Raw genomic sequence first — 17,151 nt, 5'->3', positions numbered from 1 at the left:
GATCGTCTGTTTCTGGAGCGAAGCGTGGACCTCCTGGCTACCCTCATGCGCGAATTGCACTTCGCAGCCGCCGGGTACCGGCGCCTCGAACTGGCCGCGCCCTGGGCGATCTCGTTCAGCCAGGCTGGGCTTCGCGGCATTCACGTCGTCATCAAGGGGCGATGCGAGGCGGTGTTCGGTGAGGAAGATGTCGAGCCTCTCGATGCCGGCGACCTGATCATTGCACCGCGCGCCGATCCGCATGTGCTGCGGTCGCCCGGCGCGCTCAAAAGCGCGAACGTCCCCGCCGCCGAACTGGCGACCCAAACCGCAGCCGGGCGTATTCGCAGCGGCGGCGAAGGCGAAAAGACCGTCATCCTGTGCGGCGCCTTCGCCTTTCGCGACGCCGACCATCCGGCACTTGCCGGCCTGCCGCGCATCGTTCACATCCGGGGATCGAATGGCCGTCTGCCCAAATGGCTGCGTGGCTATGTCGAGGCCTTGCTGGTGGAAGCGACCGACGAAGGTCCCGGCAGCGACGTAGTCATGGCTCGCCTGTCTGGGGCCATCGTCACGCGCGCCTTGCGCTCCGGTCTGGAAAGCATGGACAATCCAGGTTGGCTGAGGGGATTGCAGGACCCCGCGATCGCCAGAGCGCTCGCGACCCTGCATGAAGCCTATGACCACGACTGGACGATCGAGACCCTGGCACGCGCGGTCGGGCTCTCCAGGGCAACCTTTGCCGCCCGCTTTCGCGATCTCGTCGGCGAAGCGCCCATGGCCTATCTCTTCGGCTGCCGCATGCGGCAGGCCAGCCGGCTGCTGCACGAGGGCAAGAGCCTGGGCCAAGTCGCCGAGGCGGTCGGCTACAGCTCGGAAGCCGCCTTCTCCACCGCCTTCAGCCGCCACGCCGGCGTCTCGCCGGGCCAATTCAGGAAACGGAAGGATCTGTAAGGCAGAGCGATATTGGCGGCGGCCGCGCCTCGCGCTAGGGCTTTGCCAGCACTATGTCTGATCATATCCCGACGCGGTTCGCCGCCGCTTTGCCCAGGAGATGCTTCGTGCCCAAAGGTTCTGACCTGCTTGTTGCCGCCCTCGAGAATGAGGGCGTCGATCGCATCTTCGGCATTCCCGGCGAAGAAAACCTGGACGTCGTCGAATCCATCCGCAAATCCTCGATCCAGCTCATCCTCACCCGTCATGAGCAGGCGGCGGCGTTCATGGCCGCCACCCATGGCAGGCTCACCGGCAAGCCAGGTGTGTGCATCACCACGCTGGGACCCGGCGCCCTGAACCTGACGACGGGTGCCGCCTATGCGCTGCTCGGCGCCATGCCGATGATCATGATCACCGGGCAGAAGGGCATCCGGTCGTCGCGCCAGGCCCGCTTCCAGATCGTCGACATCGTCGCCGCGATGAAGCCGCTGACCAAGCTGTCACGCCAGATCATCTCGGCGAAGACCATTCCCGCCGTGGTGCGCGAAGCGTTTCGGATTGCCGAAGAGGAGCGTCCGGGACCGGTGCATCTGGAACTGCCCGAAGACATCGCGGCCGAGGAGTGCGACGATGTCGCGCTGATCCCGCCGCATCCGGTCGAGCTTCCGCTGGCCAGCCCGCTTGCGCTCGACCGCGCCGCCGAGATGATCATCAAGGCGCAGCGTCCTCTGGCGATGCTGGGCGCCGCCGCATCGCGGCCGCGCTCGACGTCCGACCTCGCCCAGTTCGTGATCAGGACCGGCATTCCCTATTTCACCACGCAGATGGGCAAGGGCACGGTGCCCGGCGGCACCGAACTCTACATGGGCACCGCCGCGCTCTCCGAGCGCGACTATGTGCATGAGGCCATCGAACAGGCCGACCTCATCATCACTATCGGCCACGACACGATCGAGAAGCCGCCCTTCATTATGGGCGACAAGGGACCGAAGGTGATCCATGTCGGTTACCAGCCGGCCAATGTCGAGCAGGTCTATTTCCCGCAGACCGAAGTGGTCGGCGACATCGGCGCTTCGCTCAGGCTGCTTGCCGACCGCCTCGAGGGCAAGATCCCCAACGCGCAGGCGCTACTGCCGCTGCGCGAAGGGATTTTGAGCCGCATTGCCGCCCGCGCCACCGAAGACCGTTTCACGCCGCAGCGTCTGGTGCATGACGTGCGCGCGGTGATGCCGGCCGATGGCATCCTGGCGCTCGACAACGGCATGTACAAGATCTGGTTCGCGCGCAACTACCGCACGCGCGTCGCCAACACGCTGCTGCTCGACAACGCCCTGGCCACGATGGGCGCCGGCCTGCCCTCGGCGATGACGGCCGCGATGCTCTATCCCGGCCGCCGCGTCATGGCGATCTGCGGCGATGGCGGCTTCATGATGAACAGCCAGGAACTGGAAACCGCCGTCAGGCTGAAGCTCAAATTGGTCGTGCTGATCATCGAGGACAATGCTTTCGGCATGATCCGCTGGAAGCAGGCGGTCGACCAGTTCCCCGATTTCGGCATGACCTTCGGCAATCCCGATTTCGTCAGATATGCCGAGGCCTATGGCGCCAAGGGAACCAGGGTCGGCGCCGTCTCAGAAATACAATCGACGCTTGAACAGGCTTTTGCCGGCGGTGGCGTCCATCTCGTCGTCGTTCCGATCGACTATTCGGAGAACGAGCGCGTGCTGGTCGAGGAACTGCGCCACCGGTTGCCGGCGCCACCGGAGGCCTGACGGTGGAGTAGATACCGCCGCAGCAGCGCTCAGGCGGCCCGGACCTTGGCGCTCACACGCGCCCAGGTCGGCAGCCAGTCGCCATGTGTCGCCAGCAACTCATCGACCAGCGCCCAGATCTGGTCGAGATCGAGTTCGGCGGCCGTATGCGGATCCATCATCGCCGCGTGGTAGATGTGCTCGCGGTTTTCGGTCATCAGCGCCTGCACCGTCAGTTCCTGCACATTGATGTTGGTGCGTATCAACGCGGTGAGTTGCGGCGGCAGCTCGCCAATATAGGTCGGCTGGATGCCGGAGCCGTCGACCAGGCACGGCACCTCGGCGGCGCAATTGTCCGGCAGCGAGGTGATGCAGCCATTGTTGCGGACATTGCCGTAGATCACCGAAGGCTCCCCGGTCCACACCGAGTTCATGATCGAGGACGCGTATTCCTTCGATTGCTCGACCTCGATGCGGTCGGCCGAGCGATAGGCCTCGGCCTGGCCCTTCCAGCGCTCGATCTGTTCGATGCAGCGCTTGGGATATTCGTCGAGCGGAATGCCGAACTTGTCGATCAGGTCGGGGCGGCCTTCCTTGATGAAATAGGGCGTGTATTCGGCGAAATGCTCGGAGCTTTCGGTGACGAAATAGCCGAGCCGCGTGAGCATCTCGTAGCGCACCTTGTTGGGGCAGCGCGGGTTCCAGCCCGGCTTCGGCGCCCTGCCTTCGCGATAGGCGCGGACCAGGTCCGGATAGAGGTTGCGGTAAGAGCCATCCGGCTGCCGGTGCTCGAACTTCAGGTAGAAGGCCATGTGGTTGATGCCGGCCGAGCGGTAGCGTATCTCGTCGTAGGGAATGTCGAGATCGTGCGCCAGTTCCATCGCCGTGCCCTGCACCGAGTGGCAGAGGCCTACCTGTTTGATCTCAGGGTATTTCTCTGAGATCGCCCAGGTGTTGATCGCCATCGGGTTGACGTATTGCAGCATGATCGCGTCGGGGCAGACGGCCAGCATGTCCTCGCAGATCTTCCACAGATGCGGCACGGTCCGGAGGCCGCGCATGATGCCGCCGACGCCGAGCGTGTCGGCAATGGTCTGGCGCAGGCCGTATTTCTTCGGCACCTCGAAATCGGTGACGGTGCAGGGCTCAAAGCCGCCGATCTGGAAGGCGACGACCACGAAGTCGGCACCGGCGAGCGCCTTGCGCTGGTCGGAATAGGTCTCGGCCTTCGCCTTCACGCCCAGCGTCGCGATCAGCTTGTTGACGACGATGGCGCTCTCTTCCAGCCGCTGCGGATTGATGTCCATCAGCGCGATCGTCGCGCCTGACAGCGATGGGCGCTGCAGCACGTCGCCGACAATGTTCTTCATGAACACGGTCGAACCCGCGCCAATGAAGGTGATCCTGGGATGTCTTGCCACTATTAAACCTCCGGCACTTTGCTACGCCACGTCGAAGGCGGCCCTGACGAGCCGTTCGGTGTAGGCGGTCTTGGGATGGGTGAGGACCTCGTCGACGGGCCCCTGTTCGACGATCTTGCCGTTCTGCATGACGATGACGCGATGGCAGAGCGCGCGCACCACCTTGAGGTCGTGCGAAATGAAGAGATAACTAAGGCCGCGTTCGTCCTGCAGCTTGCGCAACAAGTCGATGATCTGCGCCTGCACCGAAAGGTCGAGCGCCGATGTCGGTTCGTCGAGCAGGATGAATTCGGGCTCCAGCGCGATGGCTCGGGCAATGGCGATGCGCTGCCGCTGGCCGCCGGAAAATTCGTGCGGGAACCGCGACAGGATATCGCCGGGCATGCCGGCGCTGACCAGGGCGTCGCGAACCCGATCGACCCGCTCGCGCCGTGTCGCGCCGATCCTGTTGACGACCAGCCCTTCCTCGATGATCTGGCCGATCGTCATGCGCGGGTTGAGCGAGGAGAACGGATCCTGGAAGACGACCTGCATGCGCGAGCGCAGCGGCCGCATCCCGGCGCGCGACAGGCCGTGGATCGGCTGGCCGTCGAAGCTGACCTCGCCGCGCTTGGCCTCGGTGAGCCTGAGCAAGGCGAGACCGAAGGTGGTCTTGCCGGAGCCGGATTCGCCGACCAGCCCCAGTGTCTCGTGGCGGCAAAGCTTCAGGCCGAGATCGTCGACGGCGACCAGCTCGCGCCAGTCCGGCTTCAGGAAGCTGCCATGGCGTAGCATGAAGCAGACGCGCATATCGCGGGCCTCGAGGATGGTGCCGCTGTTTTCCGGCAGCGGCTGCGGCTTGCCGTGCGGCTCTGAAGCGAGCAGCCGCTTGGTATAGGCATGCTGCGGGTCGGCGAACAGCCGCTCGGTGACGTTGTGCTCGCACATCTCGCCATGCTGCATGACATAGACATAGTCGGAGAATTTTCGCACCACGGTGAGGTCGTGGGTGATCAGGATGACCGCCATCCTGAGTTCTTTTTGCAGATTGCGGATCAAATTGAGGATCTGTGCTTGCACCGTGACGTCGAGCGCTGTCGTTGGCTCGTCGGCGATCAGCACATCAGGGTCGTTGGCGAGCGCCATGGCGATCATCACGCGCTGGCGCTGCCCGCCCGACATCTGGTGCGGATACTGTTTGATGCGCGCTTCCGGCTCGGGGATCTGGACATGCCGCAAAAGCTCGAGCGCCCGCGCCCAGGCTTGCTTGCGGCTGACCTTTCGATGCACCCTGATCGCCTCGACGATCTGACTGCCGACCGTATAGATCGGGTTGAGCGAGCTCATCGGCTCCTGGAAGATGATCGAGATGCGATTGCCGCGCAACTTGCGCCGGGCGCTCTCGGGGAATTTCAGTATGTCCTGCCCGCAATAGTCGATGGTGGATTTCGGCGACACGGTGGCCCGCTTCGACAAGAGCCCCATGACAGCGCGCGCCGTCACCGACTTGCCGGAACCGGACTCGCCGACGATGGCGATCGTCTCCCCGCGATAGAGCTGGAACGAGACATCCTTCACCGCGTCGACGACGCCGTGCTCGACCTTGAAGGCGACCTCGACGTTGCGGGCATCGATGATGGGTTGGTCGTGGCGGCCGGCATGGTCGAACCGGACGGCTGGTGCGAAGGTGGCTGCGAGCGCTACAGTCATCCCGGCCACCTCAATAAGGATCGACGGCATCGCGCAGGCCGTCGCCCAGCGCGTTGAAGGCAAAGACGGTGATCAGCACGAAGCCGACCGGCGACAGGATCCACGGATAGGTGCCGATGACCGAATAGGTAGCCGTGTCCTGCAGCATCAGCCCCCACGAGATCAGCGGCGGCTTCACCGCGAAGCCGAGGAAGCCGAGAAAGGCTTCGAGCAGCACCACCGTCGGGATGGCGATCGTCACGGCGACGATGACGTGGCTCATCACATTGGGAAAAATGTGCTGCATGATGATACGCATGTCGGTGGCGCCGACCGCCATGGCGGCGCGCACATAGTCGATCCGCGCCAGCGCCAGCGTCTTGCCGCGCACCTCGCGCGACATCTGCGCCCAGCCCAGCGCCGACATGACGATGATGACGAAGGCGAGGAAGACGTTGGTCGGCGCGGTCACCGGGATCAGCGTCGTCAGCGCAAGATAAAGCGGCAATTGCGGGAAGGCGAGCACCAACTCGACGAAGCGCTGCATCCAGACGTCGAAGCGGCCGCCGAAATAGCCCGAGACCATGCCGACCGTGGTGCCGATGACGGTGATGATGAACACCACCGTCAGCGCAATCATCAGCGAGACGCGCGAGCCCTGGACGGCGCGCGACAGCACATCGCGGCCGAATTTGTCGGTGCCGAGAAAATGCACCGGCTGGCCGTCGGCCGAAGCGAAGAAATGCCGGTTGGCGGGGATCAGGCCAAGCAGCCGGTAGTCGGCGCCCTTGACGAAGAAGCCGAGCAGGCGCGGATGCTCGTAATCCGGCCCGACGACCGGCTGGAAGGTGACCGGGTCGAGGTCTGCAGAATCCGCCAGCGCATAGACCCGCGGCTGGAGCACGAAATTCCCGTCTCTGTCGTGAAAACTCATCACTTGCGGCGGGGCGAAAGCGACATCGGTCACCTTGGGGTCCATCGGCGCGAAGAAATCGGCGAACAGCGCCATCAGCACCAGAAGCACGACAAGGATCAGCCCGGCCATGCCGGTCCAGGAGCGCCTCAGCCGGCGCCAGACCAGCGCCATATAGCTCTCATTGCCGCGTGGGGTCGCAATCGCGGTTGCTTCAGCCGGGGGCGGCGGCGGGGATGGGTCACGCGCCAGCATCTAGCTCTCCCTGAACTGGCGTACGCGCGGATCGAGCAGCGCGAGCAGCATGTCGGCGATGATGTTGCCGACGATCAGCGTTGCCGACAGCACCATCATGAAGGTCGCCGTGACATAAACGTCGCCGACCGCCATCGAGCCGACGATGGCGGGCCCGACCGTCGGCAGCGCAAAGATGATCGCCGTCTCGATCTCGCCGGTCAGCATGTAGGGCAGCACCACGCCCTGATACATGATGAGCGGGTGCAGTGCGTTGGGCACGGCATGGCGCATGACGACGGCGCTGCCGGTCAGGCCCTTGGCCTTGGCCGTCTCGACATATTGCGCGTTCAGCGTATCGAGCAGATTGCCGCGCATGACGCGCATATTGTAGGCGAGCCCGCCGAAGGTGGCGATCGCCACCACCGGCCAGACATGCTTGACGAGGTCGGCGAATTTCGCCCACGACCACGGCGCGCCGCCATATTGCGGCGAGAAGAAGCTGCCGATCTCCGACACGTTGAACTGGAAGACCAGGAGATAGACGATGATCAGCGCCATCAGGAAGCGCGGCACCGTCATGCCGAGGAAGGAGATGGCCGACAGCACCGAGTCGATCCATGTGTATTGCCTGGTCGCCGCCCAGATGCCGAAGGTGATGCCGAGCACCGACGCCAGCAGATGGCAGACCAATGCCAGCAGCAGCGTGCGCGGCAGCCGCTCGCCGACCACTGCGGCGACCGGCTTGTTGTAATAGAGGCTGTAGCCGAAATCGCCGCGGGTGATGATGCCGGCGACCCAGTTCAGGTACTGGACGGGCAGCGGTTTATCGAGGCCGTGCTCGACCCGATAGGCCTGCGCCTGCGCGTCGGCTTCGGCAAAAGACGCCCCGCCCTGGTTGATGAGCTGCGAACGGATATAGTCGGCATAGTCGCCCGGCGGCGCCTGGATGATGGCAAAGGTGACCAGGCTCAGGATGACCATGACCGGCACCGCCGATGCTATGCGCATGGCCAGGAATCGCAGCATCGGACCGTTTCTCCTCCTTGGATCTAATCTGTTGCCGCTGACCTTACTCCGTCCCGGCCGCGCGCGCAGCGCGGCCGGGCGTCAGCCAGGGGAGGAAACTCAGTTCGTCGGACCCTTGTCGCCGGGCTTGCCGGGAAGCTGGTCGGGAAAGAGTTCGTATTTCTGCTGCTTGTCGGCGGCGACGAAGACGCGTTCGCGCACGATCGAATCCTCGGCCCAGTTGAACATGAAGATCGGCGTTCCCTGCGGGATGTTGGAGAAGCGCTTGTTGATGATCAGGGCGCCGGGATATTCGGTCAGTCCAATATTGTAGACATGCTCCGTCGAGATCTTCTGGAACGTCTTCATCAGGCTGGCGCGCTCGTCATTGTCTGACGAGGAGACGAACTTGTTGACGATGTCGACAAGCTCCTTTTCGAACGGCATCAGGTCGACCACGCCGCTTTCGGGCGCGCGGTGATCCCAGCTGGTCTTGGGTCCGACGGGCGCGAGTTGCACGGTATTCTGCACGACGGAAGTCAGCTCCTGCTCGTTGCGCCTGATCAGCCAGTCGAAGCGGCCGGAATATTGCGAGGCATCACGCTGGGTGCCGTTGAGGCCGTTGAGCACGACCCTGATGCCAAGCTTTTCCATCTGGCCGACGACGCCTTCGGCGAGGCTCTTGTCGGTGCCGTAGTCATTGTTGACCAGCATCACGATCTCGACATTCTTGCCGCCGGCGGTCCCGGCCGGGAAGTTCACGAAGCCGTCGCCATCCGTATCCTTGAGACCAGCCTTGGCCAGTTCCGCCTTGGCGCCCTCGATGTCGAAGGGATAGTAGACGGTCGAGTTGCGGTCATAGAAGCTGGTGCCCGAGGAAAAGCCACCGGGGTAGATGGCGGTGAACGGCCCCTTGACCAGCGAGTCGCCGAGCGCCTTGCGGTCGAGCGCCATGGTGATGCCCTTGCGGAAGTCCTCATTGCGGTTGAGCTCGCGGATCGCCTGGCCGCGTTCGTCGGGATTGCCCCAGCCATTGGCGGAAAAGTTCATGCGCAGATTGTAGCCGATCAGGCGCGGGCCAAAGGCGAGCCGGGCCGGCGCGTCCTTGTCCGCCGCTCGCTTCAGCGAAGCGACGAAATTCTCCGGCTGCTCGAGGTTGGAGAAGTCGGCGGCCCCTGCCACCGCCTGCACGTCGCGGTCGGCCCAGGTCGACAGCTTGTAGTGCAGTTCGTTGAGATAGGGCAGCTGGTTGCCCTTCTCGTCGACCTTCCAGTAGTAGGGATTGCGACGCAAGACGATGATGTCGTCGGGCCTATACTCCACCGGCACCCAGGCACCCATCACCGGAATGTTCATATATTCCGGCGGGAACGCGTTCTTGAACTGCTCGTAGGTATTCTTCGAGTACTTCGGATGCTGCGGCTTCAGGATATGCGCCGGGCCGGGGCAGAAGGTGCCGTAGGCCATGGCGTAGAGATACTGTTTGGGGAAAGCGTCCTTGAAGGTCCACTCGACGGTGTAGTCGTCGACCTTCTTCAGCGTCGTGCCGACACCGAAGGTTTCCGCTGTGGCGCCGTTCAACGGCGAGACATTGGGGTCGACGACCTCATCGTCCCAGTAGAACATGACATCGTCGGCATTGAAGGCAACGCCGTCAGACCATTTGGCGCCTTCGACCAGGTGCATGGTCAGCGTGTGGCCATCCTTCGACCAGTCCCAGCTCCTGGCGAGGTTGGGCAGCGGCTCGGTGTCCTTGGCCTCGACCTGGAACAAAGGCGCGGTGCGCGTCAGGCATTCCGAAAGGCCGATGTCGATGCCGCCCCATCCTTGGGTCTGGCCGGCGCCATAATTCCAGCCTTCCGGCCGGCCGCCAATGACGTGGCGCATGGTGTCGCCATAAACGCCGATGCCGTCCGGCATGTTGCCGGTCTTGAACACCAGCGGCTCCTTCGGCAGGCGATCCTTGACCGGCGGCAGCTTGCCAGTCTTGACGTATTTCTCGGTGACCCACTCGGGCTCGTGATATTCGGGCAGCGCCTTGAACTCCAGGATGGAATCGCGGGCGACGTATTTGATTTTGCCCTCGGCGGGAAACGCCGCCGGCGCCGGCGGCGTGGTCGGCTCGGACGCGTATGCACTGCCAAGCGCCAATGCCGAGACGCTCAGCGCCAGCCCGGCGAGAATGCCAATTCTTCGCCCGGCGAGAATGCCAATTCCACGAAAGTTCCTCATTGTGTTCCTCCCAGATGTTTCGACGTCTGCTGCTGCCCGCATCTATTCATGACGGCTGATTGGCGAACCGGCCTCCCGCTGTCCGCCTGCCAGCATTCTCAGCCGGCCTGTTTCAGGGCCGTTTTTTCGGCGCGCAGTTCCTCGATCGAGCGCACTTTGCGCCGCGCCGCACCCGCCCAGTCGCGGGTTTTCACCATCGATTTCGAAAGCCGCTCCTTGGCGGCCGGCACGGCATCGGCGTATTGCGGTAGCCAACGCGCCTGGGCGACGACCATCTCGTCGACCATCTGCCAGACCTCTTCCGGCGTCGACACCGCACCCACCAGCGGATCGTGCAGCACCGCGAGCTTGAGCAGGTCAATGTCGCCCGTAACAGCCGCATGCACCGACATCCGCTGAACGTTGATCGAAGCCATGCAGGTGGCCGCGCAGGCTTCCGGCAGCGTGATGCCTGACGCCATGTTGATGCCGAAGCGATCGACGAAACCGGGCGATTCGATGATCGCGTCCTGCGGCAGATTGGTGATGATGCCGGTGTTCTTGACGTTGAAGTGGCCGCGATAGACGCGGTTCGTCTCCAGCGCTTCGAGAATATGGCTGGCATGCTCGTTCGAGCGCTTCGATACGTCGAGCGGCTTCGACGCCGCTTCGAGGAATTGCGGATATTCCGTCTCGAACCAGTTGCGGGTTTCCGTGGAGTAGCGAAGATAGCCGCCGGTCTCGCCATGGATCCAATCGGACATGTCGATCCAGCGGGTGATTTCGTCCGGCCGCTTGCGATACCAGGGCAGATATTCGGAGAGATGACCGTTGCTTTCGGTGGAGTAGACGCCGAAGCGCTTCAGCACGTCGATGCGCAGCTTTTCCTGCTGCGAATAGACCGGATGCGCCTCGAAGGCAGCCACCAGTTCGTCCTTGCCGATCTTGCGGCCGTTGAGCCGCAAATCGATGAACCAGGTTTGGTGGTTGATACCGGAGCAGACATAATCGAGTTCGCTGTGCGACTTGGCGCCGAGCACTTCGGCGATCTGTTCGGCGCCGTGCTGGACACCGTGGCAGAGGCCGACCGTATCGACCTTGCCATATTCGATCGCCGCCCAGGTGTTCATCGCCATCGGGTTGGCATAGTTGAGGAATTTGGCGCCTGGCTCGGCGACCTCCAATATATCCTTGCAGAAGTCGAGGATGACCGGGATGTTGCGCTGGCCGTAGAGGATGCCCCCGGCGCAAATCGTGTCACCGACGCACTGGTCGATGCCGTATTTCAAGGGAATGCGGATATCGTCGGCATAGGCTTCGAGCCCGCCCACCCGCACGCAGCTGATGACGTAGCGCGCGCCTTCCAGCGCCTTGCGGCGGTCGGTCGTCGCCGTCACCCTGGTCGGCAGCTTGTTGGCCTCGACGATGCGGTCGAGGATCGCCTTGATCATTTGCAGATTGTGTTCGCTGAGATCGGTCAGCGCGAATTCGATGTCGCTGAATTCCGGGACGCACAAAATATCGGTGAACAGCTTCTTGGTGAAGCCGACGCTGCCGGCGCCGATAATAGCGATTTTGAAACTCATCACCTCACCTCGATGCATTCGAATGCCGGGTAAGGAGCAACAGGAAAGGGAATGGCGGCTCGCCTCGGCGCGCATGCCATTCGAGCCGGAATTCCGGCTCGTTCTCCTCCCCGCCCGCTCCTCGACCGCGGGTCTTTCGCGTTCTCAGGATTTGGATTATGCCGTTATTCCAGGGCGCGGCCAGAGAACGATTATGCTTTCGAGGGTAATTTTGTGCTGCATGATCTGATCGCCAACGGACAGTTGATGCGCACCATCTCGCTGCCGCGCGGCCGCCAGCGCCTGCATGCCATGCCAACCAGCACCGGCTATGAAGTACGCGAGGGCGTGACTTACGACTGGGATGGGCGCAAGCGCGGCCAGACACCGTTCACCGTGCTGCAGCACACGATCAGCGGCACCGGCCAGCTGCGCTACGAGAACCGCAACTACCGCCTGCAGGCCAACGACACGCTGCTGGTGCTGGTGCCACACAACCATCGCTACTGGCTGGAGAAGGGCGACCGCTGGGAATATTTCTGGATCTCGATGAATGGCGAGGAGGCGCTGCGCGTCCACAAATCCATACTCAGCGTCTCCGGCCCGGTGTTTCGGCTGCAGCCGGAGACGATCGATCATCTCGCCGATTGCAGCCTGCGCCTGATCAAGGGCGGCGCTTCGCCTGGCGCTGCTTCGGCAATCGCCTATGAGGCGGCGATGGCGCTTTACGACGATGTCTTCGGCTCGCACGCCTTCACTGAGAAACAGAGCGTCATGCAGCCGGTCATCGATCATATCAACGCCAATCTCGACAAGCCCTTGCCCGTGGCCGAGCTCGTCCAGATCAGCGGCCTCAGCCGCGCCCATTTCTCGCGCTGCTTCGCCGAGAGCGAAGGCGTTCCGCCGGCCGAGTTCGTGCTGCAGCAGCGGCTGCAGCGGGCGGCGAAGCTGCTAACCAAAGCCGATTTCCTGCCGGTCAAGGAGGTCGCCATCCTGTGCGGCTTCGAGGACGCCAACTATTTCTCGAAAGTCTTCCGCCGGCTCTACGGCATCAACCCGACGCAGTTCCGTACCACCGGCATGTATGCCAGCCTGGGCAGCCTTCGATAGGATTACCCGATGCGGTTGCCGCTTGCGGGATCGAACAGATGCAGCGCCGCCGGATCGGCAGACAGCCGCACCGTATCGCGCGGTCGGATAGTGCTGCGTCCCATGACGAAGACACAAACCAGCTGGTTGGCGAGCCGGACATAGAACTGCGTCGACAGGCCGAGCGGCTCGACCACCTCGACTTCTGCCTTGAGCGGACCATCGTCGGCAAGCTGGATGTGCTCCGGCCGTAGCCCGACGGTGAGCACATCGCCATCCTTCGATGGCAAGCCATCAGGCAATCTCAGCTTCTGGCCGTCGGCCAGCACCGCATCCACCTTGCCGCCCTTGGCGACTGTCGCCGGAAAGAAATTCATGCCGGGCGAGCCGATGAAGCCGGCCACAAAAGTGTTGATCGGCCGATCGTAGAGTTCGAGCGGATGGCCGACCTGCTGGACGTAACCGTCATGCATGACGACGATGCGGTCGGCCATAGTCATGGCTTCGATCTGGTCGTGGGTGACATAGACCGATGTGGTCTTGAGCTGCTGGTGCAGCGCCTTGATCTCGGCGCGCATATGGACGCGCAATTTGGCGTCGAGATTGCTGAGCGGTTCGTCGAACAGGAACACTTTGGGATCGCGCACGATGGCGCGGCCCATGGCGACGCGCTGGCGCTGGCCGCCGGACAGTTGCCTGGGCAGACGTCCGAGGAAACTGTCGAGGCCGAGGCGCTTGGCCGCCGCCCCTACCCTGCCGTCGATCGTCGTCTTCTCCGCCTTCTTCAAAAGCAGGCTGAAGCCCATGTTCGACGACACGTCCATGTGCGGATAGAGCGCGTAGGACTGGAAAACCATGGCAATATCGCGGTCCTTCGGCGCGACATCGTTGACCAGCCGATCGCCGATATGGATCTCGCCGCCCGACACTTCCTCCAGCCCGGCAATCATGCGCAAAAGGGTCGACTTGCCGCAGCCGGACGGGCCGACCAGAACGACGAACTCGCCATCGGCGATTTCGAGGTCGACGCCGTGCAGGATGCGCAGCGAACCGTAGTCCTTCTCGACGTTTTGCAGCGTGACGGAAGCCATCGATTATCCTTTGACCGCGCCGGCGGTGAGGCCGGTGACGAGATAGCGTTGCAGGAAGGCGAAGAAGATGCAGACCGGGATCAGCGCCAGGATCGACGCCGCCATCATCTGCCCCCAGTCCACGGCGAACTTGCCGATATAGGTGAGCAGGCCGACGGCAAAGGTCTTCTGGTCGTCGCTGGAGATCAGCATCAGCGCGAACAGCAATTCGCTCCAGGCGGCGGTGAAGACGAAGCCGAGCGTGGCGCCCATGCCGGGCAAGGTCAGCGGCACGATCACCTTGCGCATCGCCTGCGCCCGGGTGCAGCCGTCGATCATCGCCGCTTCCTCCAGATCCTTCGGAATGCCGTCGAAGAAGGACTGCATCAGAAAGGTGGCGAAGGCGGTGTTGAAGGCGGTGTAGATGATGATCAGACCAACCAGACTGTTGGTCAGGCCAAGCTCGCCCATGACGCGGTAGATCGGCGGAATGACCATCACCAGCGGGAAGGTTTGCGTCAGCAAAAGCATGATCGCCAGCGTTGCCTTGCCGCGAAAGGTGAAGCGCGACATGGCGTAGCCGGCGAGCGTGGCGATGACTGTCACCAAGGCCGCCGTCGACACCGAGACGATAACGCTGTTGAGGAAATAGCGGGGGAAGTCAGAGGCTTCCAGGACAGTGATGAAGTTGCGGAAGGTCGTCTGCGACGGCCACAGCGTGATGCCCTCGGAATAGAGCAGCCGCTCCGGCGTCACCGAAATCTTCAGCGTCCAGAAGATCGGGAACAGGGCGAAGATCATATAGGCGGCAATCGCCGCGTAGAGGCCGACGCCGCTGAAGATGCGCGAGGAGGTAGAGCGTCCGGCAATCATCAGACGTGCCTCACCAGCAACCGGCGGATGGCGATCAGCGCGATCGCATAGGCGATGAGCAGTACCAGTAGCAGCACCGCCACCGCGGAGGCATAGCCCTTGTCCAGCGACTTGAAGGCGCTGACATAGATGTAGACCGGCACCGTGCTGGTCGAGCCGGCCGGCCCGCCCTCGGTCATGACGAAGATCAGATCGGCGAAGGTCGCGATCCAGATCGTACGCAGCATGACGGTGATGACGATGGTCGGCGCCAGGAACGGCAGCGTCACCTTGGTGAAGCGCTGCCAAGGCGAAGCGCCGTCGATTGCGGCCGCCTCATGCAGTTCCGACGGGATCGACTTCAGCGCCGCCAGCAGCGTGATGGCGAAGAACGGAATGCCGAACCAGATGTTGGCGATGATCGGCCCCCACATGGCGGTCGCCGGATCGGACAGCACATTGGTCGGCTCGGCCTTCAGCCCGAGCGTGAAGAGCCAATGCGGCAGTGGTCCGATGATCGGATTGAACAGCCACGCCCAGGTCAGGCCCGACAGGAAAGATGGCACCGCCCAGGGCAGGAACACCACCGCCTGCACGAACTTGCGCCCGACAAACGGTTTGTCGAGCAGCAACGCCAGACCCAGGCCGAGGAAGAACTGGAAGAACAGGCTGGCGACGGTCCACCACAGCGTGTTGACCAGCGCCTGCCCGAGCACCTGGTCGGTCAGCATCGCCTGATACTGGCCTAGACCGACATATTCGGATTTGAAGGCGGAGAACTTCCGGAACGAATAGCTGATGCCGATGATCAGCGGCACCAGCAGCACCACGACCAGCAGAACGATCGCCGGGCTGAGATAAAGCCAGGGCTCGATTGCTGCATGCGTCAGCCGCTTCTTTCGCGGCCGGCCGGCGGATCGTATTTCGGACACGGCATAAGTCATTAGCGCTCAACAATCATGGGTGGGTGCCGACAGCGGCAACAGCACCCTTCTCCCCGTTCACGGGGAGAAGATGCCGGCAGGCAGATGAGGGGCGGCGCCAGCCTTGGGGTGCTCGCGCTGCCCCTCATCCGGGCCTGTCTGTGCATGTCGTTGCCCCAAAACCGCTACGCACTTTTGGGCGATATGCATTCGGGCCACCTTCTCACCGTAAACGGGGAGAAGGTGGAAGAACTACTTCTTGTTCTTGGCCAGCCAGTCCTGCTGTTCCTTGGTCAGGAACGCGGCCCATTGATCGGCAACGTCCTTGGCCGACTTCTGGCCGAGCAGCACTTCCTGGAAATTCTTGATCGCCACCTGGTCGACGAAATTGCCGAGGTTCTCCAGATGTGTCGGCGGCGTCACCATTTCATATTTGGAAGTGTCGCTGAGTTCGGTGAACCAGCCTTTGAACTGCTCGGTCTTGAAGTGGGCATCCTGGTCGGCGCCATTGTGGATCGGCACGACGCCGACTTCCTTGGCCCATTCGAGATTGTCCTTGGGCGACAACAGCGTCGCCATCAGCTTCCAGGCATCGTCCTTGTGCTGCGAATTGGCGAACATCGCCCAGCCGGCATAGCCCAGCGTCGGATAGGATTTGCCGCTTGGCCCCACAGGCAGCGGCGCCACGGCAAAATCGTCGGCACTCATCTTGTCGGCAATGCCGATCAGCGCATCCGGATCCTGGTTGAGCATGGCGCAGGTGCCGGAATAGAAGCCGGTGACGGTCTCGTTAAAGCCCCAGCTCACCGCATCCTTGGGCGCCAGCCCGTCCTTGTACATGTCGGCCAGCATCTGCAGGCCCTTGACCGAGCCCTCCTCGTTGATGGTCGAGGTGCCGTCCTCGTTGAAGTAGCCGCCCTTGCCAGCGGCGATGTTCATGAACATGTGCATGCCGTTGAAGGCGCCCGGGCCACCGCGCAGGCAGTAGCCGTACTTGCCCGGAATGGCGGAGATCTTCTTGGAATCGGCGATGAAGTCGTCGAGCGTCGCCGGCGGGCCGTCGAGACCGGCCTCCTTGAACAGCTTCTTGTTCCAGAACAGCGCATTCACATAGTAGCCGTACGGGATCATGAACTGGGTGTTGTTGACGGTCGAGCCGAATTGCTTGGCGCGGTCGCCCAGCGTCTTGGCGTCGTCCCATTTGGCCATGTAAGGGCCGAGATCCTCGAGCTGGCCGTTGGTCGCGTACAGGCCCATCCAGCGCTCCGGCATCTCGACGATGTCGGGCGTATCGCCGGCCTGCACCATGGTGAGGAATTTCTCGAAGGCCTGCCCCCAGGGCAGCGAGACCACCTCGACCTTGACGCCGGCATTGGCGGCCTCGAACTCGGCGATCTGCTTCTTCAGGAATTCGGTGCGCTGCGGGCTGGTGATGACCTCGACCAGCTTGAGGGTGGTGTCGGCCAATGCGCCGCTGGCGGACATCGCCAGGCCGGCAGCGGTGGCAAGCATGATGCTCAGTCGTTTCATG

General features: G+C 62.9%; 13 protein-coding genes. 3 read left to right on the top strand and 10 right to left on the bottom strand.

All coding sequences use genetic code 11. The annotated features are described in order from the left end of the window. Positions 1-45: 45 nt before the first annotated feature. Positions 46-933 carry an AraC family transcriptional regulator gene (locus NKJ58_RS05915; RefSeq protein WP_023739495.1) on the top strand — a complete coding sequence of 296 codons (888 nt, stop codon included), beginning with the start codon at positions 46-48 and terminating at the stop codon, positions 931-933. Positions 934-1,040: 107 nt separating this feature from the next. Beyond that, entirely contained in the window at positions 1,041-2,687 is a 1,647-nt protein-coding gene (locus tag NKJ58_RS05910; protein WP_023714588.1) for an acetolactate synthase large subunit, read from the top strand. Between the two features lie 29 nt (positions 2,688-2,716). Here the strand turns inward: NKJ58_RS05910 and NKJ58_RS05905 are convergent, their stop codons facing one another. From NKJ58_RS05905 to NKJ58_RS05880, 6 genes are all read right to left on the bottom strand, one after another. Further along, positions 2,717-4,087 carry an alpha-glucosidase/alpha-galactosidase gene (locus NKJ58_RS05905; protein WP_023756329.1) on the bottom strand — a complete coding sequence of 457 codons (1,371 nt, stop codon included), beginning with the start codon at positions 4,085-4,087 and terminating at the stop codon, positions 2,717-2,719. A 21-nt stretch (positions 4,088-4,108) separates the two neighbouring features. Then, positions 4,109-5,776, bottom strand: coding sequence for an ABC transporter ATP-binding protein (locus tag NKJ58_RS05900; RefSeq protein WP_352852862.1), 1,668 nt, complete (start codon positions 5,774-5,776; stop codon positions 4,109-4,111). A 10-nt stretch (positions 5,777-5,786) separates the two neighbouring features. After that, positions 5,787-6,923 carry an ABC transporter permease gene (locus tag NKJ58_RS05895; protein ID WP_031204340.1) on the bottom strand — a complete coding sequence of 379 codons (1,137 nt, stop codon included), beginning with the start codon at positions 6,921-6,923 and terminating at the stop codon, positions 5,787-5,789. Continuing rightward, positions 6,924-7,931: an ABC transporter permease gene (locus NKJ58_RS05890; protein WP_023668135.1), complete on the bottom strand. Its 1,008-nt coding sequence runs from the start codon at positions 7,929-7,931 to the stop codon at positions 6,924-6,926. Between the two features lie 99 nt (positions 7,932-8,030). Continuing rightward, positions 8,031-10,142 (bottom strand): ABC transporter substrate-binding protein, encoded by a 2,112-nt coding sequence (locus tag NKJ58_RS05885; protein WP_023725460.1) that lies wholly within the window; start codon positions 10,140-10,142, stop codon positions 8,031-8,033. 98 nt (positions 10,143-10,240) lie between these two features. Next, positions 10,241-11,707 carry an alpha-glucosidase/alpha-galactosidase gene (locus tag NKJ58_RS05880; protein ID WP_023687911.1) on the bottom strand — a complete coding sequence of 489 codons (1,467 nt, stop codon included), beginning with the start codon at positions 11,705-11,707 and terminating at the stop codon, positions 10,241-10,243. Positions 11,708-11,953: 246 nt separating this feature from the next. Here NKJ58_RS05880 and NKJ58_RS05875 point away from each other — a divergent pair, with 246 nt between their 5' ends. Further along, positions 11,954-12,796 carry an AraC family ligand binding domain-containing protein gene (locus NKJ58_RS05875; protein WP_081725414.1) on the top strand — a complete coding sequence of 281 codons (843 nt, stop codon included), beginning with the start codon at positions 11,954-11,956 and terminating at the stop codon, positions 12,794-12,796. Positions 12,797-12,798: 2 nt separating this feature from the next. Here the strand turns inward: NKJ58_RS05875 and NKJ58_RS05870 are convergent, their stop codons facing one another. From NKJ58_RS05870 to NKJ58_RS05855, 4 genes are all read right to left on the bottom strand, one after another. Beyond that, positions 12,799-13,866 (bottom strand): ABC transporter ATP-binding protein, encoded by a 1,068-nt coding sequence (locus tag NKJ58_RS05870; protein WP_023668129.1) that lies wholly within the window; start codon positions 13,864-13,866, stop codon positions 12,799-12,801. 3 nt (positions 13,867-13,869) lie between these two features. Continuing rightward, positions 13,870-14,718, bottom strand: coding sequence for a carbohydrate ABC transporter permease (locus NKJ58_RS05865; RefSeq protein ID WP_023691354.1), 849 nt, complete (start codon positions 14,716-14,718; stop codon positions 13,870-13,872). Then, positions 14,718-15,641 carry a carbohydrate ABC transporter permease gene (locus tag NKJ58_RS05860; protein WP_023685296.1) on the bottom strand — a complete coding sequence of 308 codons (924 nt, stop codon included), beginning with the start codon at positions 15,639-15,641 and terminating at the stop codon, positions 14,718-14,720. Before NKJ58_RS05860 ends, NKJ58_RS05865 begins: the two co-directional genes overlap by 1 nt. Positions 15,642-15,872: 231 nt before the next feature. After that, positions 15,873-17,150, bottom strand: coding sequence for an ABC transporter substrate-binding protein (locus NKJ58_RS05855; RefSeq protein ID WP_023685297.1), 1,278 nt, complete (start codon positions 17,148-17,150; stop codon positions 15,873-15,875). Position 17,151: the final 1 nt, after the last annotated feature.

This window comes from Mesorhizobium sp. M0139 (genome assembly GCF_040322455.1).
Taxonomy (GTDB): Bacteria; Pseudomonadota; Alphaproteobacteria; order Rhizobiales; family Rhizobiaceae; genus Mesorhizobium.
The sequence above is the reverse complement of the archived record's forward strand: the minus strand, read 5'-3'. Positions and strand labels throughout refer to the sequence as shown.